Source organism: Kribbella shirazensis (assembly GCF_011761605.1).
In the GTDB taxonomy this organism is placed as follows: Bacteria; Actinomycetota; Actinomycetes; order Propionibacteriales; family Kribbellaceae; genus Kribbella; species Kribbella shirazensis.
Map to the genome: position 1 here is coordinate 4,761,591 of NZ_JAASRO010000001.1, position 23,514 is coordinate 4,785,104.

General features: G+C 70.4%; 22 protein-coding genes. 12 read left to right on the plus strand and 10 right to left on the minus strand.

The genetic code is table 11. The features are described 5' to 3' along the window. Positions 1-27: 27 nt before the first annotated feature. Entirely contained in the window at positions 28-1,155 is a 1,128-nt protein-coding gene (locus tag BJY22_RS23035; protein WP_167209995.1) for an MFS transporter, read from the plus strand. Here the strand turns inward: BJY22_RS23035 and BJY22_RS23040 are convergent. Then, complete coding sequence (locus BJY22_RS23040) at positions 1,121-1,705, minus strand: TetR/AcrR family transcriptional regulator (protein WP_167209997.1); 585 nt, start codon at positions 1,703-1,705, stop codon at positions 1,121-1,123. The genes BJY22_RS23035 and BJY22_RS23040 overlap by 35 nt on opposite strands. 71 nt (positions 1,706-1,776) lie before the next feature. Here BJY22_RS23040 and BJY22_RS23045 point away from each other — a divergent pair, with 71 nt between their 5' ends. Beyond that, positions 1,777-2,883 carry a serine hydrolase domain-containing protein gene (locus BJY22_RS23045; RefSeq protein WP_167209999.1) on the plus strand — a complete coding sequence of 369 codons (1,107 nt, stop codon included), beginning with the start codon at positions 1,777-1,779 and terminating at the stop codon, positions 2,881-2,883. Here BJY22_RS23045 and BJY22_RS23050 read toward each other — a convergent pair. Beyond that, positions 2,852-4,297, minus strand: coding sequence for an alkaline phosphatase PhoX (locus BJY22_RS23050; protein ID WP_167210001.1), 1,446 nt, complete (start codon positions 4,295-4,297; stop codon positions 2,852-2,854). The genes BJY22_RS23045 and BJY22_RS23050 overlap by 32 nt on opposite strands. Before the next feature lie 221 nt (positions 4,298-4,518). On the opposite strand from BJY22_RS23050, the gene BJY22_RS23055 reads away from it, so the two are divergent. Further along, positions 4,519-4,857: a hypothetical protein gene (locus BJY22_RS23055; RefSeq protein ID WP_167210003.1), complete on the plus strand. Its 339-nt coding sequence runs from the start codon at positions 4,519-4,521 to the stop codon at positions 4,855-4,857. A 221-nt stretch (positions 4,858-5,078) separates the two neighbouring features. Here the strand turns inward: BJY22_RS23055 and BJY22_RS23060 are convergent, their stop codons facing one another. Beyond that, a complete protein-coding gene (locus BJY22_RS23060) occupies positions 5,079-6,353 on the minus strand; it encodes a S8 family peptidase (RefSeq protein ID WP_167210005.1) in 1,275 nt (424 codons plus the stop codon). A gap of 47 nt (positions 6,354-6,400) precedes the next feature. On the opposite strand from BJY22_RS23060, the gene BJY22_RS23065 reads away from it, so the two are divergent. From BJY22_RS23065 to BJY22_RS23075, 3 genes are read left to right on the plus strand one after another with little or no spacing between them, the layout of a single operon-like run. Beyond that, positions 6,401-9,007: a CHAT domain-containing protein gene (locus tag BJY22_RS23065; protein ID WP_167210007.1), complete on the plus strand. Its 2,607-nt coding sequence runs from the start codon at positions 6,401-6,403 to the stop codon at positions 9,005-9,007. A 53-nt stretch (positions 9,008-9,060) separates the two neighbouring features. After that, positions 9,061-9,648, plus strand: coding sequence for an RNA polymerase sigma factor (locus BJY22_RS23070; RefSeq protein WP_167210009.1), 588 nt, complete (start codon positions 9,061-9,063; stop codon positions 9,646-9,648). Between the two features lie 8 nt (positions 9,649-9,656). Beyond that, positions 9,657-10,115, plus strand: a complete 459-nt coding sequence (locus BJY22_RS23075) for a hypothetical protein (protein ID WP_238350434.1) — start codon at positions 9,657-9,659, stop codon at positions 10,113-10,115. Positions 10,116-10,126: 11 nt separating this feature from the next. Here the strand turns inward: BJY22_RS23075 and BJY22_RS23080 are convergent, their stop codons facing one another. The 3 genes from BJY22_RS23080 to BJY22_RS23090 are packed head-to-tail and all read right to left on the minus strand — an operon-like array spanning position 10,127 to position 12,750. Continuing rightward, positions 10,127-10,480, minus strand: coding sequence for a VOC family protein (locus tag BJY22_RS23080; RefSeq protein ID WP_337758881.1), 354 nt, complete (start codon positions 10,478-10,480; stop codon positions 10,127-10,129). Continuing rightward, positions 10,426-11,247 carry an IclR family transcriptional regulator domain-containing protein gene (locus BJY22_RS23085; protein ID WP_167210013.1) on the minus strand — a complete coding sequence of 274 codons (822 nt, stop codon included), beginning with the start codon at positions 11,245-11,247 and terminating at the stop codon, positions 10,426-10,428. The genes BJY22_RS23080 and BJY22_RS23085 overlap by 55 nt, the downstream gene beginning before the upstream one ends. 21 nt (positions 11,248-11,268) lie before the next feature. After that, the gene (locus BJY22_RS23090) at positions 11,269-12,750 is read right to left on the minus strand and encodes an amidohydrolase family protein (RefSeq protein ID WP_167210015.1); all 1,482 of its coding nucleotides are present in this window, start codon (positions 12,748-12,750) and stop codon (positions 11,269-11,271) included. A 179-nt stretch (positions 12,751-12,929) separates the two neighbouring features. Here BJY22_RS23090 and BJY22_RS23095 point away from each other — a divergent pair, with 179 nt between their 5' ends. Genes BJY22_RS23095 through BJY22_RS43035 form a run of 5 tightly spaced genes read left to right on the plus strand, consistent with a single transcriptional unit; the run spans position 12,930 to position 17,093 of the window. Further along, entirely contained in the window at positions 12,930-14,057 is a 1,128-nt protein-coding gene (locus BJY22_RS23095; protein ID WP_337758882.1) for a CaiB/BaiF CoA transferase family protein, read from the plus strand. A gap of 41 nt (positions 14,058-14,098) precedes the next feature. After that, positions 14,099-14,866 carry a citryl-CoA lyase gene (locus BJY22_RS23100; protein WP_202891226.1) on the plus strand — a complete coding sequence of 256 codons (768 nt, stop codon included), beginning with the start codon at positions 14,099-14,101 and terminating at the stop codon, positions 14,864-14,866. Positions 14,867-14,877: 11 nt separating this feature from the next. Continuing rightward, the gene (locus BJY22_RS23105; RefSeq protein ID WP_167210021.1) at positions 14,878-15,741 is read left to right on the plus strand and encodes a DODA-type extradiol aromatic ring-opening family dioxygenase; all 864 of its coding nucleotides are present in this window, start codon (positions 14,878-14,880) and stop codon (positions 15,739-15,741) included. After that, complete coding sequence (locus BJY22_RS23110; protein ID WP_167210023.1) at positions 15,738-16,100, plus strand: hypothetical protein; 363 nt, start codon at positions 15,738-15,740, stop codon at positions 16,098-16,100. Before BJY22_RS23105 ends, BJY22_RS23110 begins: the two co-directional genes overlap by 4 nt. Positions 16,101-16,109: 9 nt before the next feature. Beyond that, entirely contained in the window at positions 16,110-17,093 is a 984-nt protein-coding gene (locus BJY22_RS43035; RefSeq protein WP_167210025.1) for a zinc-binding dehydrogenase, read from the plus strand. Here the strand turns inward: BJY22_RS43035 and BJY22_RS23120 are convergent. From BJY22_RS23120 to BJY22_RS23135, 4 genes are all read right to left on the minus strand, one after another. Further along, positions 17,077-17,796: an ATP-dependent Clp protease proteolytic subunit gene (locus BJY22_RS23120; RefSeq protein ID WP_167210027.1), complete on the minus strand. Its 720-nt coding sequence runs from the start codon at positions 17,794-17,796 to the stop codon at positions 17,077-17,079. The genes BJY22_RS43035 and BJY22_RS23120 overlap by 17 nt on opposite strands. Positions 17,797-17,972: 176 nt before the next feature. Then, positions 17,973-19,388, minus strand: a complete 1,416-nt coding sequence (locus tag BJY22_RS23125; protein ID WP_167210029.1) for a DUF4832 domain-containing protein — start codon at positions 19,386-19,388, stop codon at positions 17,973-17,975. 9 nt (positions 19,389-19,397) lie between these two features. Further along, positions 19,398-21,131, minus strand: a complete 1,734-nt coding sequence (locus BJY22_RS23130) for a DUF4832 domain-containing protein (protein ID WP_238350435.1) — start codon at positions 21,129-21,131, stop codon at positions 19,398-19,400. Positions 21,132-21,189: 58 nt separating this feature from the next. After that, positions 21,190-22,350: an ROK family transcriptional regulator gene (locus tag BJY22_RS23135; RefSeq protein ID WP_167210031.1), complete on the minus strand. Its 1,161-nt coding sequence runs from the start codon at positions 22,348-22,350 to the stop codon at positions 21,190-21,192. Positions 22,351-22,530: 180 nt separating this feature from the next. On the opposite strand from BJY22_RS23135, the gene BJY22_RS23140 reads away from it, so the two are divergent. Next, positions 22,531-23,511, plus strand: coding sequence for a Gfo/Idh/MocA family oxidoreductase (locus tag BJY22_RS23140; RefSeq protein WP_167210033.1), 981 nt, complete (start codon positions 22,531-22,533; stop codon positions 23,509-23,511). Positions 23,512-23,514 lie beyond the last annotated feature (3 nt).

Here is a 23,514-nt window from a genome sequence, read left to right on the forward strand (position 1 = left end):
ATAGTACCGAGCGGTACCATCTAGTCCATGACTGTTCCGGTGCGACGGTTGTGGGTGGCGGTGCTGTGTGGGTACCTCGCGTTCGGCGCGGCCTTGCAGGCGTTGCCGTCGTACGTGCCGGACAAGTTCGGCGGCGGGGCGCTGGCGAGTGGGACCGCGGTCGGGATCGCGTTCCTGGCGACGGCGTGCGGGCGGCCGTTCGCGGGGTGGCTGGCGGACGCGGGGTGGTCGCGGCCGGTGGTGCTCGTTGGGGGTGTGCTGGCCGCGGTTGGGGGCCTGGGGCAACTATTGGCGCCGGATCTGGTGGTGCTGCTGGTCGCTCGGCTCGTGATGGGTGCCGGCGAGGCGGCGTTGTTCTCGGCCGCGCTGCCATGGGTGCTGGCGGGTACGCGGATCGCGCAGCGCGGGCGGGTGGCCGGCTGGTTCGGTCTGTCGATGTGGGGCGGCTTGGCGGGCGGCCCGGTGGTCGCCACGGCGGTCGGTGGCTTCGTCTGGTGGGCGGTGGTCGCGCTGTCGATGGCGTCCGTCGCGCTGGTGCTCACGACGCGCCATGATCCGGGCCGGGTCGAGCCATTGGTGCGGATCCGGGGCGTCCGTGACCTCGTGCCGCGTGGCGTTCCTTTGCCTGGAGCAACGATCGGCCTCGCGGCGTACTGCTACGGAACGGTCGCCGCGCTCCTCGTGCTCCGCTTGCGCGCCGACGGGATCGGTGTCGACGGCATCGCGCTGACGGTGTTCGCGGCCACTTTCCTGATCGTGCGGTTCGCCGGGAGCCCACTGGTCGATCGGTACGGCGGGCGCGTGGTGGCGGCCTGGACCGTGACCGTGGAGATCGTCGCGCTGATCGGCATCGCGCTGGCGAGCGGCCCGGTCGGCGCGAGCATCTCGACCGCGTTGGCCGGCGTCGGGCTGGCGTTGATCTACCCGGCGTGCGTGTCGCTCACGCTGGACCGGGTGCGTGGACTGCGGCCCGGTGTGTCGATGGGCGTGATGACGTCGTTCTGGGACCTCGGGGTGATGGTCGCGGGTCCGCTCGGTGGGCTGCTCGCCGAACAGGCCGGGTTCGGTACGGCGTTCCTGGTGGCGGCCGGTGCGGGGCTCGCGTGTGTCGGCGTACTGCTCAGAATGCCGCGTCCAGCAGGGTCTCCACGATGACCCGCGCCTCCGCGCCGAGTCCGGGATCCTGGTCCACCGCGCTGATCAGCGTCGCGCCTTCCAGCACGACGACGAGCTGCCGCGCCGTCGTCCGTGGGTCGCGCGCTCCGGCCTCGGACAGCAAGCGCTCGAACAGTTCGCGGTAGAAGGCGAGGTGATCGCGGGCAAGCCGCCGCGGCGCGCCGTCGTGCCCGCGGTCCTCGGTCGCCGCGTTCATCATCGCGCAGCCGCGGAACCCGGCTTCGGCGTACCACTGTGCGATCAGGTCGAAGACCGCGAGGATCTGCCCGCGACCCGGGGGCGCCGCCTCGACGGCCTCGTGGTGCCAGGCCCGGACCCGCTGTGTGCGGTCGGTGAGCACGGCCTCGACCAGGCCCTCCTTGGAGCCGAAGTTCCGGTAGATGGTCAGCTTGGAGGCGCCGGCCGCCTCGACGATCTCGTTGATGCCGGTCGCGTGGATCCCGCGCCGGCCGAACACGTCCGCCGCCGCCTGCAGGATCCGGGCCCTGGTCGCCTCGGGATCCAGCCGTTCGCCTGCCTTGACCGGCATCGTGCCACCACCTCCGGGTCCCACCTTAGCGAGCTGGACCTACTTAAGAACGATCGGTACCATCATCACTCATGTGGACATCAGCGGGATTCGGGCACGTGGCCGAGGCGTTCGAGCGGAACTTCGCCGAGCGGGGCGAGGTGGGGGCGGCGTTCGCGGCGTACCACCGGGGGGAGTTGGTGGTCGACCTGTGGGGCGGGACGGCCGATCCGGAGACCGGGCGGGCGTGGGATCGCGACACCGTGCACCTGATGTTCTCCGGGACCAAGGGCCTGACGAGTGCGTGCGTGCTGCTGCTGGTTCAGCGCGGGCAGTTGGCGCTGGACGATCCACTCAGCCGTTACTGGCCCGAATTCGGTGCCCAGGGCAAGAAAAACGTCACGGTCGCCGAGGTGCTGTCCCATCAGGCCCGGCTGCCGTGGGTCGAGGCCGGGTACGCCGACCTGTTCGATCACGACGCGATGGCCGCGCATCTCGCGGCGCAGGCGCCGGCCTCCGATCCGCGGGCGGCGTTCATGTACCACCCGGTCACGTGGGGCTGGCTGCTGGACGAGCTGGTCCGTCGGATCGACGGGCGTACCGTCGGGCAGTTCTTCGCGGACGAGTTCGCCGTACCGCTGGGGCTCGAGGTGTGGATCGGGCTGCCCGAGGAGCTGCACCGGCGGGCGGCGAGGATGGTGGCGCCGGACGGCGTCCTCGCCGACGGCCCGTGGACCGAGCTGAACCGGCCGAATCCGTTGTGGGTGCCGGGTGCGGAGAAGATCTGGAACAGTGCCGAGTACCGCTCGGCGGGATTTCCCGCGGTCGGCGGCTACGCGACGGCCCGCGGGATGGCGCGGTTCTACGCGTCGCTGCTCGGCGACGTGGACGGCGTCCGGGTGCTGTCACCGGAGTTCGTCGAGCTGGGGCGGCGGGAGATCCGGCGGGGGACCGAACCGACGTGGGGCGGCCCGATCGCCTACGGCGCCGGCTTCGAACTGCAGACCGGCGACGACCGGTTGGGCGATCCGGCCGACGCGTTCGGCCATGGTGGGGCCGGCGGCTCGCGGCACGGCGGCTGGCCGGGCCGCGAGACGGCGTTCTCCTACCTGATGAACGAGGTGCGAGCCGCGCCGGACGAGCGGCCCGCCACCCTCCTGACCGCGCTCAGCCGAGGTAGTCGCGCCACGGGCCGGTGATCGCGAACGTGATGCCCGGGCTCTGGATGTTGACGAACAGGACCTTGCCGTCGTCCGAGAACGCCGGGCCGCAGAACTCCGAGTCGTTCAGCATGTTCCGGACGATCGCGTACGTCGGCCCGCCGGGCGTGGCGCTCAGCACGTGGCTGCTCGCGCTGCCGTCCTCGGCGAGGATCAGCGAGCCCCACGGCGTCACGGTGACGTTGTCCGGGCCGTCGAAGTTGTAGTCGTCGTACTTCGCCGGGTCGCCGCTGTCCGCGATGGCGCTCTCGGGGAAGTAGGTGACGAGCTGGATGGTCTGGGCGTCGTAGTTGTAGAACCAGACCATGCCGTCGTGCGGGACCGCGTCGGCGGGCAGGTCCGACGTACCGGACTCGGCGTACGAGTTCACGACGTACACGCCCTGCTCGGTGCCGAAGACGCCCTCGAACTTCTTGCCGCGGGTGATCTGGCCGTCGGTGAACTGCTTGCGGACCGAGGTGGTCGCGCCGTCGCGGTCCGGTACCGGCACCCACTTGACCCGGAACGGCCGGAGCAGCTGCGCCGAGGTCAGGTACGCGACGTCCGGGATCGGCTTGCCGTCGTCACCGAGGATGGCCAGCGCCTCCAGGGTGCCGAAGTCCTTGTCCTGCAGGTCCTGCCAGCTGCTCGGGCCGAGCTTGTAGCCGCGCGGCGCCGACCACCGGTAGAAGGTGCCGTTCGGGCCGGAGGCGTCCTCGGACAGGTAGATGTGCGTCCGGTCCTGGTCGATCGCGAGCGCCTCGTGGGCGTACCGGCCGAGCGCCTTCAGCGGTACCGGGTGCGCGGTCTTGCCGTCGCCCCAGACCTCGAACACGTACCCGTGGTCCTTCAGCCGGGTGGTGCCGTTGGCCTTGTTCTCGGTCTCCTCACACGTCATCCAGGTGCCCCACGGGGTGTGGCCGCCGGCGCAGTTCGTCAGGGTGCCGGAGATGGCGACCCACTCGCCGCGGTTGGTGCCGTCGCGGTCCACGTCGATGACCGTGCAGCCGCCGGCCGCGCCGACGCCGCTGTCGTAGACGGTGCCCTCGATCGGCGCCACGCCGAGCGGGCCGTTGCTGCTGATCTCGTGGTTCTGGATCAGCCGGTAGCGGCCGTGGCCGGCGTTGAAGACCGCCATGCCGTCGTGCGCGTTCGGGGTCGGCTGGCCGGTCTTCAGCTTGGTCTGCCCGGCCTGGGTGACGATCGTGTATTTGAAGCCGGGCGGCAGGGCGAGGATGCCCTTCGGGTCGTCGAGCAGCGGCGGGAAGGGCCGGTGCTGCGGGAACGGGCCGCGGCCGGACTGCGACGCCGGCGCGGCCTCGGCGAGCGTCGGCACGGCGCCGACGGTGGTGAACCCGACTCCGGCGGCACCGACGGCGGCGCCTCGGAGGACGGAACGACGATCGACAGACATGAATGACTCCTTGGAAAGGCGGTTCCCGAGCAGTCGCGATACTTCACCCCGTGGACTGACACCGGGCAAACGGAACCTGAACAGAAGATCTGCAACGAATCGGTTCTGATCGGCGTCTACTGTGGGAGGTGATGGTGATGCGCAGTGTGATGGTCGTGGTGGCGGCAGCCGCGCTTCTGGTTGCATGTGGCAATGAATCCCCGACAGGAGGACAACCGTCGATGACGCCGAGCAGTAGCAGCTCCGGACCGACCGACCCCGGGAGCCCGAGCAGTAGTCCGACCAGCAGCCCGACCGGCAGTGCCGGCGGCACTGTGGTGGACCAGGCCAAGGCCGACCTGAGCAAACGGCTGGGTGTCGACGCCGCCGCGGTGACGGTGGTGAGCTCGGAGGAGGTGACCTGGCCGGACGGCAGCCTCGGCTGCCCGGAGCCGGGGATGCGCTACACGCAGGCGCTGGTGCCGGGGAACCGGACCGTCCTCGAGGCCGGCGGGAAGCAGTACGCGTACCACTCCGGCGGTCACCGGGCGCCGTTCCTGTGCGAGCATCCGGCCGGCTGAGAACTTTCCTGGAACATTCCTGGGAATCGGGTGTATCAACCCGCGCCGAAGGTGACTCCGCAGAAATAGGGGACGTCTTCGGGCCGCTGCAGGGGGGAGGGCGGCGCGGGGGCGCGTAGAGGGGGAGGCTGACGCGGTGCGGCGTCCGGCAGGTCAGGCCGGGGTCCGCACCGCGTCACCGCGTCCACCTGCGCCGGGTGGACGCGGCGATCCCGATCAGATCAGGGCTGGCCGAGGGATGCCAGGGCGTCGCCGGCCCGGAGGACCGGACCGGTGCCCGGCTCGGGCTGCGTGAGTGCGAAGGCCAGCAGCGCGTCGGCGGCCTGCTTGGCGTTCTCGCCGGTGACCGACATCCGGCCGGCGATCAGACCGGCCACGAGCGGCGTCGCGAACGACGTACCGCTCCAGCGCGCCATGCCCTGGAACGAGCGCAGCTGGCCGGTGTTCGGCGGCTCGGTGCACTCGTAGTCGCCGGTGAGGAACGCGTTCACCAGGTGCTCGCCCGGTGCGTAGACGTCGACCCACCCGCCGAAGTTGCTGAACGCCGCGCGGTCGTGCCCGTTGTCCGCGAGGGCCCCGACGCCGACGGCCTCCGGGAACGCGGCCGGCCAGAAATAGTCCCTGGTCGCCTCGTTGCCCGCGGCCGCGACCAGCGCGAGGCCGTTGACGCGGTTCAGCCGCGTCTGGATGAAGACGTCCAGCCCGAGCGCGGGCAGGTCGAACCGGGTCCGGGTGCCCGCCGACAGGCTGATGATGTCGGGCGCGAGATCGAGTACTTCGTCCAGCGCCTGGGCGAGATCGAACTCCCACATGGCCCCGGCCGCGGTGAAGTAGCTCTTCACCACGATCTCCACGTTGCGCGCGATCGCCCGGACGACACCGGCGATGAAGGTGCCGTGCCCGGCGTACGGCCGGATCCGCCCCGAACCGTCGAACGCGTTCTCCGGGTCACCGGTCACCCCGCTCAGCCAGTACGCCGCCGGCGCGTCGGACCAGCCGACATCGAGGACGACGACCTTGACCCCGCGACCGTCCGCGGCGCCGGCGGACAGGAACGGCGTCGGCAGGACCGGGTCCGGCGGGATGCCGGGCGGCACCTCCTCGGGCTCGGTGGCCGGGCACGGGCTGACACTCGGACAGACGTAGAACAGGTGCTCGGGCGTGACCACGCCGCGTCCGAGCCGCAGGTCGGCGTACCTGAGGAATCGTTGGGTGGGCGAAGGGTCCTCCGGAGCCTCCGACGGCACCTCGTCGGGCAGCAGCAGCCGGGTGACGCCGCCGATCCCGCCCTCGTCCGGTCGGCCGCCCCGGAAGAGCTCGACGACCCGCGGGACGTCCTCGTCGCGTACCAGCACCGCCCCGGCGCGGTAGAGATAGTCGGCCCCGTCGGGGCGTTTCTCCCAATCCTCCGGAAAGACCTCGACCTCGCGTCCGAAGGCCTCCAGAATCAGGGCGATCTGGGCGAGGTATTTCCGGTCGGTCGTTTGATTTTCCATTTCTTGTGTCCCCCCTGGATCAGCGAAATGACCGATATCATCGCAGAATGCCGACGGCCGGGGGGAGTGCCGGGGCGGTGGAGAATCTGCTGCCGCTGGCGTTGTCGCGCCCGCACGACGCGATCGCGTCCGCGCGCACCGTGCTGGCCGGGGACCCGGCGGCGGTCGAGGCGTCGATCGCGCACCAGGCGTGGGGGATCGGTCTGCGTCAGCTCGGCGACGTGACGACAGCGGTCCGGCAGTTGCGGACCGCGCTGCGGCTGGCGGAGCAGTCCGGGAGGTCGGAGCGGGAGGCGGATGTCCTTGCCACGTTGGGCGCAACGCTCGGGCGGGCGGGGCGGAGCCGCGAGGGACTCGCCCGGCTGGATCGGGCGGTCGAGCTCAGCCGGGGTGCGTTGACGGGGCGGGTGCTCCTGCGGCGGGCCGACGTACTGCTGGTGCTCGGCCGGCATCGCGAGGCGCTGGACGACCTGCGGGCCGCGATCACCCGGTTGCGGCGCTCGGGCGATCAGGTCTGGGAGGCCCGGTCGCGGAACTATCGCGGGTTCATCCAGCTGGCGCTGGGCGGTACGCGCCGGGCGGATGCGGATTTCGCGGTGGCGGAGAAGTTGTACGCCGCGACGGGGCAGGAATTCGAGTACGCCGAGGCGCGCCAGAACCGGGGATTGGTGGCGTACTCGCGCGGCGATCTGCCGGGCGCCCTGCGGTATCTGGACGAGGCGGGACGGCGGTTCGCTGCGGTCGGGGTGGCTTGGCCGGACCTGGCGATCGACCGGTGCGGCGTACTGCTGGCCGCTGGTCTGGGCGCCGAGGCGCTGGCCGAGATGGATCAGGCGACCGCGGCCGGGGCCGGTACGGCGACCAAGCGGGGCGAGTTGTTGTTCGCGGCGGCGACGGCCGCGCTGGCGGCGGGGGATGCGGCCGGGGCGCGGGAGCGGGCGGAACGGGCACGCCGGTTGTTCTCGGCGCAGCACCGGGAGTGGTGGTCGGTGCGGTCGTCGATGGTGGTGCTCGAGGCGCGGTACGAGTCCGGTGAGCGCGGGGAGCGGTTGCTGCGGCGGGTGAGTGCGGTGGCTCGGCGGTTGGACGGGTTGGGTGCGTCGGAGGCTTCGGCGGCGCACCTGCTGGCGGGGCGGCTGGCGTTGGACGCGGGCCGGTTGCGGGCGGCGGATCGTGAGCTGGAGTTGGCCGGACGGCACAGCAAGGACGCGCCGCCGATCGCGCGGAGTGCGGCGTGGCTGGGGAAGGCGTTGCGGGCCGAGGCGCGCGCCGAGGTGCGGTCGATGCTGTCGGCGTGTGCGCGGGGGCTGGATGCGCTGGACGAGCATCGGTTGACGATGGGCGCGACCGAGTTACGGGCGCTGGCGACCGGACAGGGCGCCGAGCTGGCCGAATTGGCGTTGCGGGACGCGTTGCGGCGGGACGATCCGCGGCGGTTGCTGGTGTGGGGTGAGCGGTGGCGGGCGACCGCGCTCGGGGTCCCGCCGGTGCGGCCGTCGGACGACGAGCAGTTGGTGACGGAGCTCGCGGCTCTGCGGGACGTCGTACGGCGGTCGGACGCTTCGCCGGATCCGTCGTTGGAGCGGGAACGGCGGCGGCTGGAGAAGGCGGTTCGCGAGCGGGCGTTGCGGGCGGTGGGCGGCGCGGTGGGCGTCCTCGGTGGTGGGGTGCGGCGGCTTGACGTCGACGAGTTGGTGGAGGAGTTGGGCGAGACCGTCCTCGTCGAGCTGATCGAGGTCGGCGGGGTGCTGCACGCGGTGGTGGTGCGGGACGGCCGGATCAGCCGGCACGAGGTCGGCCCGCTGGCCACCGCGGCCCTGGAGGTCGAGCGGTCGCGTTTCACCTTGCGCCGCCTGGCCCACGGCGGAGCGCGCGGCGCTGCGTATCGAGGGCCGTCGTTGGAGGTGCTGGGGTCACGGCTCGGGCGGGCGATTCTGGGCAGTGCGCAGGAGTTGCTGGGGGACCGGGCAGTGGTGGTTGTGCCGCCGGGGCGGTTGCAGGCGTTGCCTTGGGGACTGGTGCCGGCCTTGGTGGATCGGGCCGTGAACGTGGTGCCGTCGGCGGCAACCTGGTTGCGGGCGCGGCGGCTGCGGCCTCCGTCGGACCGTCGCGTCGTCCTGGTGCTCGGACCGGGGTTGTCGGCGGGCCGCGCCGAGGTGCTGCGACTGGCCGAGCAGTATCCGGACGCGACCGTGCTGGCGGACGGCGATGCCACCGCGGAGAAGGTACTGCGGGAACTCGACGGTGCCTGGATCGCGCACATCGCGGCGCACGGTACGTTCCGCTCGGACAGCCCGTTGTTCTCGTCGTTGCGGCTCGACGACGGGCCGCTGACCGTGTACGACTTCGAGCGGCTGCGCAGAGCGCCGTACCGGATGGTCCTGTCGAGCTGCGACTCCGGGCTGGCGAAGCCGGTCGGCGCGGACGAGCTGCTGGGGTTGAGCAGCAGCCTGATCCCGCTCGGCGCGGCCGGCATCCTGGCGAGCGTCGTACCGGTGAACGACCCCGCGACGGCGCCGCTGATGCTGGGGGTGCACGCGAACCTGCGGGACGGACAGTCACTCGCGACCGCCTTCGCGACTGCCCGTCAGGAGGCGCGTGGTGATCCGGTCGCGGACGCCGCCGCACGGTCGTTCGTCGCTCTCGGGGCGTGATGTATCAGCGGTCGAGCGGAACGCTCTGTACCAGTAAGAGGTAGGGGGACGGCATGCGGGACGATCCGACAGTCGTCGACCTGGTCACCAGGGCCAGGGACGGCGACAAGTTCGCGTGGGACGAGCTCGTCGAGCGATACGCACCACTGGTCTACTCGGTCTGCCGCCGGTACCGGTTGGCGCAGGCCGACATCGACGACGTCGGACAGAGCGTGTGGCTGCGGCTGGTCGAGCACCTGCCCGGTCTGCGCGAGCCCGCCGCGTTGCCAGGCTGGATCGCGACCACGACGCAACGCGAATGCTTCCGGCTGATCCGCACGACCAGCCGGGTCGAGCCGGTCGACCTGGCGGAATCCGCCGACGTCCCCGAGCAGGCGATCGCCGAGGAGGAGGTGCTGCGGCACGAACGCGGTGCGATCCTCCGGGCCGCGTTCGGCGAGCTGTCCCGCCGATGCCAGTTGCTGCTGTCACTGCTGATGCAGGACCCACCGACGCCGTACGACGAGATCAGCAGGCGACTGCAGGTACCGATCGGCAGCATCGGACCGAACCGCGCACGCTGCCTGATGCGGCTGCGGCAGACACCCGCGCTGGCGATGCTGGCGGCGGACGGACCCGACGACGTGACGAGGAGGAGGTGAGACCCGTGATGGATCCCGACTGGAACGACGACGAGAAGTTGATCGAGGCCTTGCGGGAGGCGCTGGCCTCCGCCGGCGAGGTGCCGTCCTCCTTGGTCGAGGCCGGCAAGGCGGCCTTCTCGTGGCGGACCATCGACGCCGAACTGGCGGCGCTCACCTACGACTCCGCGCAGGACCCGCTGGACGCGTTGGCGATCCGGTCGGAGAGCGCGATGCTGCGGTCGCTCACGTTCGCCTCGGAGGGCTGGACGGTGGAGGTCGAACTCACCCCCGGCGCCGTCCTCGGGCAGCTCGACCCGCCCGAGGTCGGCACGGTTACGGCCCGCGGTGACGGCGGGAAGCTCGCCGAAGCGGAGATCGACGAACTCGGCTTCTTCGTCCTCGGCCCACCGCCGGCCGTCCCGTACCGCCTGGTGTGCACGACGCGGTCCGGCACCACGATCCTCACCGGCTGGATCACGCCGTAGCCGGACCGTGGCTACGCGGCGAAGACCTGGGAGTCGTCGGCGAACGCCTTGAATTCCAGCGCGTTCCCGGCCGGGTCGAGGAAGAACATCGTCCACTGCTCACCGGTCTGGCCCTGGAAGCGCACGTACGGCTCGATCACGAACTCGGTGCCGGCCGCCTTCAGCCGCTCCGCGAACGTCTGGAACTCCTCGACGGTCAGGATCAGCCCGAAGTGCGGCACCGGTACGTCGTGCCCGTCGACCGGGTTGTGGATCCGCTGCGCCCGCTCCGGAGCGACATGGGTGACGAACTGGTGGCCGCGCGCCAGGGTCAGGCGGATGTCTCGTTCCGCTGGCCGGACTGGACGTGCGGACGGGACTGCCACAGCGCCCACTCCGCGCTGACATCTCCCGCGGTCCGCAGCAGTAAGGGGAGATGATCGTGCAGGAGCTTGTCCACCGAGGTCTCGGCCGCGTGCACCGTGACGTTCATCGCGGCCCGGACCGTGCCCGTGCCGTCGCGCACCGGCGCGGCGACCGAGCGCACCCCGGGCGCGAGCTCCTCGTCGGCCAGCGCCCAGCCGCGGGCCCGGATCTCGGTGAGCTCGTTGCGCAACTGTTCGGCGGTCCGGCCGATGTACGGCGGGAGTCCGGCGCGGCTCGGTTGCGCGAGGACCTCGGCGAGCTCGTCGGCGGACAGTGCGGACAGCAGCACCTTGCCCTGCGACGTCTGGGCGGCGGGGAACCGGGTGCCGATGTCCACCCGCAGCGCGATCAGTTTCGGCACCGCCACACGGGCGACGTACACGATGTCCGAGCCGTCGAGCTGGGCCATCGACGACGACTCGCCGGTCCGCGCGACGAGCGCCTCCAGGTGCGGCCGGGCGATGTCCCACAGCCCGAGCGAACCGACGTACGCCATCCCGAGGGTGAGCACCTTGGGCGTGAGCTGGAACGAACCGCCGGTGCTGCGGACGAAGCCGAGCTCCTCGAGCGTGAGCAGCAGCCGGCGCGCGGTCGGCCGGGCCAGACCGGCGGCGGCCGCGACCTCGGACAGCGACATGGTGCGATGGTCGGCGTCGAAGCAGGCGAGCACGTCCAGCCCGCGAGCCAGCGACTCGACGAAGTCCGGACCTGCGCCACGCCCTGCCATCTGGATTCCTCCGTTGGTTGACTACGACTCACCGAAGATGGTGCCACGTGCCTCACGCGTCGAGTCGGACTTGTACTCCGTGTACTGGTACGGGTTGTCCAGCACCTCGCCCTTCGGCAGCTCCGGGTTCATCCCGCTCCGCCACGCCTCCTCGCCGAGGGTCGAGCGCAGGTACTCCACGGTCGCCTCGACGTCCCGGCGTACGGCGGCCAGATCGCAACCGACCAGCTTGTGGTCGTGCTTGACCACGCGACCGTCGACGATCACCGTGTGGACGTCACCACGCTGCGCCTGGAACGCGACGTGCCCGTAGGGGTTGACGAGCGGGAACGACACGGGTGACGCGTCGTTCTTGATCAGGACGACGTCGGCCTTCTTGCCCGGTTCGAGGCTGCCGAGGTCGTCGCGGCCGAGGGCCTTCGCGCCGCCGCGGGTCGCCCAGTCGACCACATGCTCCGCGCGCAGATGGCTGTGCGTGACGGTGGCGCCCAACATGTGCGCTTCCAGGTGTTCGCGGGCCCGGTCCGCGCCGAGGGTGGTGCGCATCGCGCTGAACAGGTCGCCGCTCCACCACACGCTCGTGTCCATCGACAACGACACTCCGATGTCGTGACGGCGTACCTGCCAGGTCGGCGGGTAGCCCTGGCCGGCGCTCTGCTCGGACTCGGTGGACACCGAGATCGAGCCGCCGGTCGCGGCGATCCGCTGGTACGAGTCGGTGGTCAGCGTGGCCGCGTGCACGTAGATGTTCTGCGGCGTCATGAAGCCGTTCTCGTGCATGAGCTTGATGCCGTTGTCGTTGGTCGCACCCCAGACACCGGCGTGGGTGGTGACGCCGAGCCCGAGCTCCCGCGCGACCTCGAACGCGGCCCGCTCGGGGAACGCCGGGTCGCCGGTCACGTCGAACGCCAGTTGCAGGCCGAGCTGCCCGTCGTCGCGCAGCCGCTCCAGGAACGCCCGCACGGCCGGGTCCGCCGTCCACTCCCACGGTCCGGCCTGGATGTTGCCGTAGGCAAGGACGAACCGGCCGGGTACGGCGCGCAGCGCGTCGACGGCGGCCTCGGCGTGCTCGACGCTCTGCAGGCCGTGCGACCAGTCGACCGTGGTGGTGACACCGGCCTCGAGCGACTCCCACGCGGACGTCAGGTTGCCGGCCCGGATGTCCTCGGGCCGGAACGTCTTGCCGTGTTCGAGGTAGTACCAGACGAAGTACTGCGTGAGCGTCCAGTCGGCGCCGTACGCGCGCATCGCGGTCTGCCACATGTGCCGGTGGGTGTCGATCATCCCGGGCATCACGATGCCGCCGGACGCGTCGACGACCTGGGTTCCCTCGGGGACGTCGAGGTGCGCGCCGACGGCCGCGATCCGGTCACCGTCGATCAGTACGTCGCCGACCGGCAGCACCGTGTGCCGGTCGTCCATCGTCAGCACCGTCGCGCCCCGTAACACGATCGGCCGGCCGGCGACCGGTACGCGGTCCGCCGGGGTCTCGGCAGTGGTCATGGTCCCCTCCAGGGTCTGCTACTCCGGACGTTGGTCCGTATCCCGGTCAACGGAGCGATGCAGCTCACTATCTGAGCGCCCGGAGGCGGTGTCAAGGGCTCGCAGATGAGTCCTTGACAGGCGCGGCGGAGGCTGTCGAGACTGAGTGCGGACAGATGTCCGCAAATCTGGGAGGTCGAGTGAACGGTCCGCTGTCGGGGCTGCTGGTGGCCGACTTCTCCCGGATCCTGGCCGGTCCGTACGCGACCATGCTGCTCGCCGATCTCGGCGCCGACGTGGTCAAGGTCGAGTCGCCCGCCGGCGACGACACCCGGTCCTGGCAGCCGCCGGTCCGCGACGGCAGCTCGACGTACTACCTCGCGGTGAACCGGAACAAGCGGTCGATCGCGCTGGACCTCAAGGACCCCGCGGACGTCGCGGCGGCCCAGGAGCTGGCGCGGCGCGCCGACGTCCTGGTGGAGAACTTCCGGCCCGGCGGGCTGGCGCGGTTCGGGCTCGACTACGAGACCGTTGCCGAGGGCAACCCGGGACTCGTCTACGCCTCGATCAGCGGATTCGGCTCCGGTCCGCGGGGCGCGGCGCTGCCCGGGTACGACCTGATCGTGCAGGCGATCTCGGGGTTGATGAGCCTGACGGGCGACCCGGACGGCGAGCCGTTCCGGGCCGGGATCTCGGTGTTCGACGTGATGGCCGGGATGCACGCGACGATCGGCGTGCTGTCGGCGCTGCACCTGCGGCACGAGACCGGGCGCGGTCAGCACGTCGAGGTGAACCTGTTGTCGTCCGCGTTGTCGGGGCTGGTGAACCAGTCGAGCGCGTACGTCGCGGGTGGCGTCGTCCCGCTGCGGATGGGGAACAGTCATCCGAGCCTGTTCCCGTACGAGCCGTTGCCGTGCGCGGACGGGGACCTGATCATCACGGCCGGGAACAACGGGCAGTTCCGCAAGCTGGTCGAGGTGCTGGGCGTACCGGAGCTGGCCGACGACCCGCGGTTCGACCGGAACGAGAAGCGCACGGCCCATCGCGACGAACTGCGGCCGCTGCTCGTGGAGCGGCTGATGACGCGGACCCGGATGGAGTGGTTCGGTGACATCATCGCGGCGGGTGTGCCGTGCGGGCCGATCAACACCGTGGACGGCGGGGTCGCGTTCGCCGAGGAGATCGGGCTGGACCCGGTGGTGACCGTCGGTGGGATCCCGACCGTGCGCAACCCGATCACGTTCTCCGGCAGCGCGGCGTCGTACCGCCTGCCGCCGCCCGACCTGGACGAACACGGCGCCGAGCTGAGGAAGTGGTTGTCCGAATGAGCCCCGAAGCAGCAAACGAACCAGCTACCGAACCAGCTGCTGTGCCGGCCTTTCCGACCTCGTTGGGTACGTCGACCGCTGACGAGATCCGCTTGCTCGGGCAGGATCTGACGGCCGACCTGATGGGCAAGGTGGGTTTCGGCGAGCTCGCGTTCTGGCTCGTCGCGCTGCGCCGCCCGACGCCGTCCGAGACGCGGGTGTTCGAGGCGGTGCTGGTCGCCCTGGCCGATCACGGGTTCACGCCGACAGCGATTGCCGCGCGGCTGACCTACCTGTCGGCGCCGGACTCGTTGCAGGGTGCGCTCGCGGCCGGTCTGCTGGGCGGGGGATCACGCTTCCTCGGGGTGACCGAGGACTGCGGGACGTTCCTGCACGAGGCTCTCGAAGGGCGGGAGCTGCCCGCAGACGAGGCCGGTTGGGATGCCGTGGCGCTCGACGTGCTGCGTGGTGCGAAAACGAAGTACATCCCAGGTCTCGGGCACCCGGTGCACAAGGTGCAGGACCCGCGGACGCCGGTGCTGATCGGGATCGCGCGCGAGGAGGGCCTGGAGGGTCCGCACCTGCGGCTGTTCGAGGCGATCGGGCGGGTCCACGAGCAGGTGCTCGGTCGCAAGCTGCCGCTGAACGGGGCCGGTGTCTGTGGTGCCGCGCTCGCGGACCTCGGGCTGCCGGTCGAGCTGTTGCGTGGATTCGCCTTGCTGGCCAGGGCCGCCGGTCTCCTCGGTCAGCTCGCTGAGGAGCGCCGCCGCCCGATCGGCATGGACGCCTACCTGACCGTCGATCGCAACGCTGTGTACGTCGAACCCTGAAGGAGCACCCCATGGCCACAGTGGCAGCGGTGATCGCCTCCACACACCATCCGTTCTACTACCGGGCGAGTACGGCGACCGGTGCCGACCGCCCGCCGTTCGCCGACGAGTGGGTGGCGAAGATCGAGACCTTCCGGGAAACGCTGACGAAGGCCCGCCCGGACATCCTGGTGATGGTCGGCAGCGATCACTTCCACCAGTTGTGGCTGGACAACATGCCCCAGTTCCTGGTCGGCAAGGCGCCGTACTTCGACGCGAACTGGTACAACGAGGAACGCGAGTTCGGGCTGCCGCGGATGCGGCTGGCCGGCGACGAGCAGCTCGCCTCGCACATCCTGCGCAACGGCCTGGACGCCGGGTTCGATCTTGCCTTCAGCAACGAACTGCGGATCGACCACAGCATCACCTGCCCGATCATCACGCTGCGGCCGGAGGCGGACCTGCCGATCGTGCCGATCTACACGAACATCTTCGCGCCGCCGCTGCCACGCCCGGGACGGTTCGTCGAGCTCGGCCGGACGATCCGGCAGTTGGTGGAGTCGTGGCCGATCGACAAGCGGGTGGCGATCATCGGGACCGGGCACCTGTCGCTGGAGCTGGGCGGGCCGCGGCAGTTCGGCGAGCACGGGCCGGACCCGGAGTTCGACCGGAAGGCCGTCGACTGGATCGCGAGCGGGGACATCGACGGGTGCCTGTCGGAGGTGACGCTGGACAGCCTGCACCTGCCCGGCAACGCGACACACGGCTTCATGGACTTCATGCTGATGATGGGCGTCGCCGGGGCGGGGGCGAAGGCGGATCACGTGGACTCGCTCGATCTGTTCCACACGATGGAGGCGTACTTCACCTGGTACCCGAACGGAGCGCCGGCATGAGCAAGTACCTGCTGAACAAGTTCCTCTACACGGTCGACCGGGATCCGGAGCTGGTCGAGCGGTACCGCGAGGACCCCGTCGACACGGTCACCTGGTGGGAGCAGGAGAAGGCGAACGAGATCCTCAACTGCGCGGTCGCCGAGAAGTCGACCTGGCTCGCCTTCACCGACGACGAGCGGAAGGCGCTGCGCGAGCAGGACCACGTCGCACTGTTCGGATTGGGTGCGCACCCGTTCCTCACGCTGACGCTGTTCATCGCGATGTTCGAGCGCGACCACGACCCGCTCGAGTACCAGAAGGCGTACGGCCGCGTCCTGCGGCAGCACTACGCGTTGCCGTATCCGGAGATCGCTACCTGAGGAGTTCGCGTGCGCGCTGCAGTCCTGCACACCCACGGCCGACCACCGTCCCACGCCGAACACCCCGACCCGGTGGCCGGCGAAGGTTCTTCGATCGTCCGCGTGAGCGCGGCGCCGATCGTCCCGCTCGACCTGCTGTGCGCCTCCGGTACGTCGTACTTCGGTGCGCCGGCGCTGCCGTACGTACCGGGTGTGCAGGGCGTCGGGGTGGTGGAGGAGTCGGCGACGGTCGCGCGCGGCACGCGGGTGTTCTTCGCGACGTCGGCGGGAATGACGGCGGGGGACGGGAGCTTCGCGGAGCGGGCGGCGGTACCTGACGAGGACCTTGTGGGTTTGGACGTGGAGGGCGTTTCGGATGCTGCTGTGGCGGCGCTCGGATTGTCCGGGGTCGCCGGGTGGATGGCGTTGACGTGGCGGGCGGGGATGCAAGCGGGGGAGAAGGTGTTGGTGCTGGGCGGCGGTGGCGCGGTCGGGCAGGTGGCGATCGGGGCGGCGCGGGTCCTCGGTGCGACGCGCATCGTGGCCGTCGTACGGTCGGAGGCGTCGCGGGAACGCGCGCTGGCCGCCGGCGCGGACGAGGTGGTTGCGGCGGGTTCCGACGTCGACGAGTTGACGGCTCGGCTGGGCGAACCGTCGTACGACGTCGTCGTCGATCCGGTGTTCGGCGTCGCGGCGACCGCTGCCGCGCGGGTGCTCGCGCCCGGTGGGCGCCTCGTCAACCTCGGTGGGTCGTCGGGTGACGAGGCGGTGTTCTCGTCGTCGGTACTACGGAGCAAGTCGGCGAGCGTGCTCGGTTACACGAACAATTTCCTGACCGCGGAGCAACGCCGGGACGCACTGACCGCCGTACTGCGGCACGCGGCCGCCGGTGCGATCGCCGTCACCCACGAGACCGTCGCGCTCGCAGACATCGCGGACGCCTGGCAACGCCAGTCCACCAACGCAACCTCCGGCCGCCTGGTCCTCACGTTCGACGTCAGAGGAGGCGGGTGATCAGGCCGTAGGTTCGGGCATCGTCGGCGGAGAGGACTCGGCCGGTGGTGAGGTCGTTGGTGATCTCGTCGGGGGAGCGGCCGGTGGCGTAGGCGATCAGGTCGCGGAGGCGGGTGGCTTGGCGTTCGTGCTGGTCTGCGAGGGTGGTCAGCTCGTCCGCGGTGCCGGTCGCGGTGAACTGCGGTGCGGACAGGACGAACATGGCGTGCCGGTGGGCCTCGCGTTGCTCTGCGGCGGCGAGTACGGCGATCGCGGGGCCGCGGACCGTACCGCGGGCGACGGCGTGGACGGGAGCCGCGATCAAGTCGATCGCGGCGGCGACGGAGAGCGCGGCCTCGAGGTCGGCCTCCGCGGACGACAGGTGGAGTTTGACCGGGTCGTTGCTCTGGGCATCCAGCAGCAGGAGTTGCGCGGCGACGTGACCGGCCAGCGCGTCGTCGAGCCGGCCGCCGACGAGGATCACCCGCTCGGCCAGCAACCGGTCGGCCACCTCTCGCTCGAGGTTGATCGACGAAGGCTCGTACCAGGACGGCAGGATCGGCTGTGGTGTGGTCCGCTCGGGTCCCGGTTCTCGCGGTCGCGGCGTCCCGGGCCGCTGCGGCCCGGGAATCTCCGGCCACGGCCTCCCCGGTCCCGGACTCGGCTGGCCAAGCTGTTCTCGGACCTGCAGCGGGTGCATGGCGTTGCCTCTCTCGACGTACATGTGTCCTCCTTCGACACCTCCACCCTGCGGCACGCGACCCACGGAGAGAACACTCTTCCGCTGTCAGCAGACGGACTCACTCCATCCGGACCTGGTGGGTGGCCCACCAGGTCCGGACGCCGGGGTCCTGGACGCTCAGTTAGCCGTCGCGAAGCTGACGAATTTCCTCGACAACGCTATTCGATAGTCACCGTCTGCCCGAGATCGTTGTAGCCGGTGGTCGGTTGCCACGTCCCGGCGTTGGCGAGGCGGATGGAGTAGTCCGGGCGAGCGGACAGGAGTGGGTCCGGCAGGTTGAGCAGTACCCGGTACTTGCCGGGCACCGGCGGTGCGGAGACCTTCCAGTTGAGGTTGGTCGCCGTACCGGCTCCCCAGCGGCGGGGATCGGCGGGAACAGTGACCTTGAACGTGTGCTGGTCGCTCTGGAAGACCAGTTGCACCTGGCGCGGGTTGTACGGCGCGGCCCAGCCGTCGTTGCGCAGTTGCAGGCCGACCTGGACCGGTCCGCGCGGGCGGGCCTTGTTCGTGACGGTGCTCTCGGTGAGCGCGAAGCGGTAGCCGAGCTTCTGCTTCGCGCTCTCGACGTTGTCACCCCAGCTGCCGAGCACGTCCTTGTTGTAGTCGGTGTTCAGGTAGGAGAAGTGCAGGCGCGCCATCTCGGCGGACGCCGACTCCCACTCGGAGCGCGGCGGGTTGACGGCGCAGGTCTCGCCGCCTTCCGGCACATAGTTGGTGTCCTGGGCAACGAAGTCCTTGTCCAGCTCGATCGGGTCGCTGAGATACGTCCCGAAATCGTCCGGGCTGGCCAGGAAGCAGTCGTTGTGATGCCCGGTCCGCGCCAGAACCGAGCCGTCGTACGCCTGCTCCGCTGTCAGCGCACCCTCGGTCCCGGTCGGTACGCCGAACATCCGCTGCTTCATGTACGGCGTCCGCACCTGAACCATCCGGTCCTTCGGCAACGCCGCGAGCAGCGCCGTGACGACGGCCTTGCGATCCGCCCAGTTCTGGTCCGAGACCTGGCTCGGGTCCTGCGGGTTGCTGAAGTGGTCGGTGTAGTAGCCCTCACCCCACAGCCCGACGAAGCCGGACTGCACGACCTCGATCACGTCGGCGTTCTGGCGCAGCACCGGAGTGAGCTGCTGGATGTGCTTCAGCACGCGGGCGACGGGCGCGTCGCCGTACGGCGTCGGCGGCGGCCAGCCCGGGCCGGGCAGCGCGTACGCGAACCGGAGGATCACCTTGACGCCGGCCGCCCGGGCGGTGGCGAAGTCGGCGCGCACCAGGTCGAGGTACTTCTTGTCGATGACGTCGGTGCTCGCGAACTTCTCCAGGTAGAACACGCGGAGGATCTGCGTGATGTTCTCCTGCGTGCGGTAGTTGCGCAGGGTGGTGACGTTCAGCGGGACGTAGCCCGTGCCGTCGGCGCGGTAGTGCGTCTCGGTGTGGTGGTAGAAGCCGCGCTCCGGGTTGGCGAACACCTCGTCGGAGGTCGCGTAGCCGCGGGTCGTGGTGCGCGGTGCGTCGTGCGCCATGGCCGCCTGCGTGGGCAGCAGCAGCCCGATCGCCGCGAGAGCTGTGACAAGCCGTCTCATGAGGTTCTCCTAGCTGACAGTGAGTGTGTGCAGGAGCGAGTTCATCCCGGTCGCCGCGTCCCAGGTGCCTTGGTTCGCGAGGCGGATCGAGTACTCGGGGCGAGTGGACAGAAGCGGATCCGGCAGGTTGAGCAGCAGGGAGTACGAACCTGCCGGAAGATTCGCCGGCACCGTCAGCGTCTGCTGCACGGTCGTCGACGCGCCCGCGGTCCAGCGCCGCGGGTCGGAGGTGAGGGGGAGCTTGTAGTTCGTGCCGGTCGACGTGTTCCGCAGTACCAGCTCGAGGTTGCGGGGGTTGAAGGGCGTGGCGTAGCCGTCGTTGAGGACGGTGAACGAGACCGGCAGGCTGCCGCCGGGGGAGGCGGTAGCGGGGTAGGTGCCGGATTCGAGGCGGAAGCGGTAGCCGAGGTTCTTGGTGACGGTGGCGAGACAGCCGCCGGCGTTCCACGAGCTGAGGACGTTCGGCTCGTAGTCGGTGTTGAGATAGGACCAGTGGAACTGGGCGAGCTCGCTGGTCGCGGTCGGGCATTCGGAGCGGGGCGGGTTCGCGGCGCAGGTCTCGCCGCCCATGGCGACGTACGTCGTGTCGGCCTGGAGGTACGGATACTCGACGGACGGGTTCTCGTACGTGCCGAAGTCGTCGGCGCTGGCCAGGAAGCAGTCGTTGTGATGGCCGATCCGCGACAGGGTCGAGCCGTTGTACGCGGTGCCGGGCTGGACGGGGGTGGTCGAGTACATGGTCCGCTTGAACTTCGGCGTCCGGAGCTGGACCATCCGGTTCTGCGGGACGACGCTGAGGAGTTTGTCCGTGACGGCCTTGCGGTTCGCCCAGTCGGTGCTGGAGACCGTGCCGGCGTTGCCGAAGTTCTGCGTGTAGTACCACTCGCCCCACGCGCCGATCAGCCCGGTCTGGACGACCGCGATGACGTCCTGACCCGCGGTGAGGTACGGCGCCAACTGGTCGAGATGCGCCAAGACCCGGTCCTTGGTGGCGTCGTCGCCGGTGGTCGACGTGGTGTACGCGAAGCGCAGGATCATCTTGAGGCCGGCGGCGCGGACCGTGTCGAGCTGCTGCTGCAGCTGGTCGAGCGCTGCCTGGGCGATCGGGCCGTTCTTGTACTCGGCCAGGTAGAAGACGCACATGACGAGCGAGATGCCTTGGCTGGTGCGGTAGCCCTGCAGCGTGGCCTGGGAGAAGTCGGCTTTGTCGCAGTCGCCGGTGTGGTGGTAGAGACCGCGCTCCGGGTTCGCGAAGTTGTCGGTGGACGGGGTGTAGGTCACGCCGCCGGTGCCGCCACTGTAGGTGTGGGTGTACTTCGCGGACGTCTCGAGTGGCGACTCCGCCTGGAAGACGAGGTCGGCGTCGTTCGGGGTGGCGGTCTCGCCGAGGTCGGCGCGGTCGACGGTCCATTGGGCGACGCCTCCGCTGTTGCCGAAGGTGACCGAGCGGAGCAGCGTCCAGCTCCAGCCGGTGCCTGTGTGCCGGTAGAGGTTGCCGTTCTCCAGGAGGTAGTCGGCGCCGGTCCCGGCCTGCGCGTAGCCGGTGGACGCGTTGCGGTCGGTGTCGACGTACACGCGGAGGAACTGCGGGGTGCCGGTGTAGGAGAAGCGGTAGGTGACGGTGGTCGCGGTGTTGGTCGCACCGGCGCCGCTGATCGTCGCGTGGGCAGGGGAGACTGCGACGCCGACGAGCAGGGCGCCGACGGCGGCCAGCGTGCTGAACAGACGGAACGGACGCATCATGATGCTTCCTCTCGCTGGGCGGGGCGATGGGATAATCATGGAGTCCAGGGAAATTATGTCAAGGTCTGAGCCCGGTGGTGATCGTCGACTCGACCTCGTCCAGGGCCAGCCGTACGGCGCCCAGTGCGACGCCCTCGTCCGCGAACGCGGACACCCGGATCTCCGGTGTCCGCAGGCACCACCGGTCCAGCTCCCGCCGCAACGGCTCCACCATCACGTCCGCCGACCGCGAGAACCCGCCCCCGATCACCACCAGTTGCGGGTCCAGTGTCAGCACCAGCGCCGAGGCGCCGACGGCCAGATCCCGCACATAGTCATGGACCGCCGCCAAGGCGCCCTCATCACCGGCCCTGGCCGCCACGAACACCCGCTCGAACCCCTCGGGGTGTGGGGTCTGGTCCAGCCAGCGGTGGAGGTGTTGCGGGGCTTGTTGCCAGCCGGCGGCGGGGAGGGCGCCGATCTCGCCGGACCAGTTGGCGAAGCCGCGGTGGAGTTTGCCGTCGATGATGAGGCCGGCGCCGGTCCGCAGGCCGGCCAGCAGGAACACGACGTCGCTGGCGTAGCGGGCGACACCGCGCCACGTCTCGGCGAGCGCGGCGAGTTTGCAGTCGTTCTCCACGCGGACGGGACCAGGCACCAGGCGCCGTACGTGCGCGGCCAGATCGACCCCGCTCCACTCCGGCAGCGAGTCCGAGAGCATCACCTTGCCGGTCCCGTCGACGAGCCCGGTGGTGGCGACCCCCGTCGCCCAGATCTGACCGTCACCTGACCGTGCCGACGTCCCGGCCCACCCTCTGGCGGACGCTTTGGTGAGCGCCTTGCTCACGCAGCGGTCCAGGGCCGCGAGACGCGCCCGCCGGCCCGCCTCCGGGTCGATCTCGAGCCGCGTCTGACTGATCACCTCGCCGTCGAGGTCCGTGACCAGGGCGAGAACCTTGTGGCCGCCGACGTCCACCCCGAGCAGCCGCCCCGCGCCGGCGTTGAACCGGTACCGCCGCGCCGGCCGCCCCACCGACCCCGACGCGGGCGCGACCTCGGTCAGCCAGCCGCGCCCGAGCAGGTCCCGCGCGACGTCCTCGGTCGAAGCGCGCGACAGCCCTGTCCGTTTCGACAGCTCGGTCAGCGTCAGCGGCTGATCCCCGCGCAACTCCCGCAGTACGGCGACCGCGTTGAGCTGGCGCAACCGTGAGAGATCGCCACCGGCCGGCTCCTCGGTCATCGCGGCGCTCCTCACTAATCCAGGACTCCCGGATAACTATAAGCATCCGCGCCGCGCCCCGGTCTCAGCGTGTGAACCGCCGCGCCGGAAGTCTGTTGCGCACTTCTGACAACGTTGTACCGTGATCTGCCGACGGTCGTTCAGAAACGTTTCCGAAGGTTTCCACTGAGGAGGACCAGAGTGTCCAACCCGCTGAAGATCGCGACTCTCAGCTTCTGGCATGTCCACGCCGGCGACTATTCGAGGCAGGCCCAGGCGCACCCCGGGACGGAGCTGGTGGCCGTCTGGGACGACGACGCCGAGCGCGGTCGCGCCGGCGCCGAGCAGTTCGGGGTCGAGTTCACCGACGACCTCGACGCGCTGCTCGCGCGCGACGACCTCGACGGCGTGGTGATCACGACGCCGACCGACGTCCACCGCGACATCATGGTCAAGGCCGCGCAGGCCGGCAAGCACATCTACACCGAGAAGGTGCTCGCTCCGACGGTCGCCGAGGCCGAGGAGATCGTCGCCGCCACCGACGCGGCGGGCGTGAAGCTGACGGTCTCGCTGCCGCGGCTCGCGCACGGGTACACGACGGCGATCCGCGAAGTGCTCGACAAGGGCACGCTCGGCCGGCTGACGTACGGCCGGGTCCGGCTCTCGCACGACGGCGCGATCCCGCGCGACGGCAAGGAGGGCTGGCTGCCGCAGCGGTTCTTCGAGCCGAAGGCCGCGATCGGCGGCGCGCTCACGGACCTCGGCTGCCACCCGGTGTACCTGACCCAGCTGTTCCTCGGCGCGACACCGGAGACGGTGAGTGCGACGTACCGGTCGGTGGCCGGTCGCGGTCTGGAAGACAACGCTGTCGTGGTGGCCGGGTACGGCGACCAGAAGATCGGGGTGATCGAGGCCGGCTTCGCGAGCGGCAACCCGTTCACGATCGAGCTGTTCGGGACCGACGGGACGCTGACGTACACCGATCGCGGCAACGTGCTGCTGGTGAACGGCGAGCAGGTCGAGGTCCCCGAGCACTCGCCGGACCCGTTCGCGCAGTGGGTCGATCACATCACCGACGACACGCGCGCGGACGACAACATCGAACGCGCAGTCGAGTTGACGCGTCTGGTGGTGGCCGCCAACGCGGCCGCCGAGTCCAACCGAGTGATTTCCTACAGCTGACGG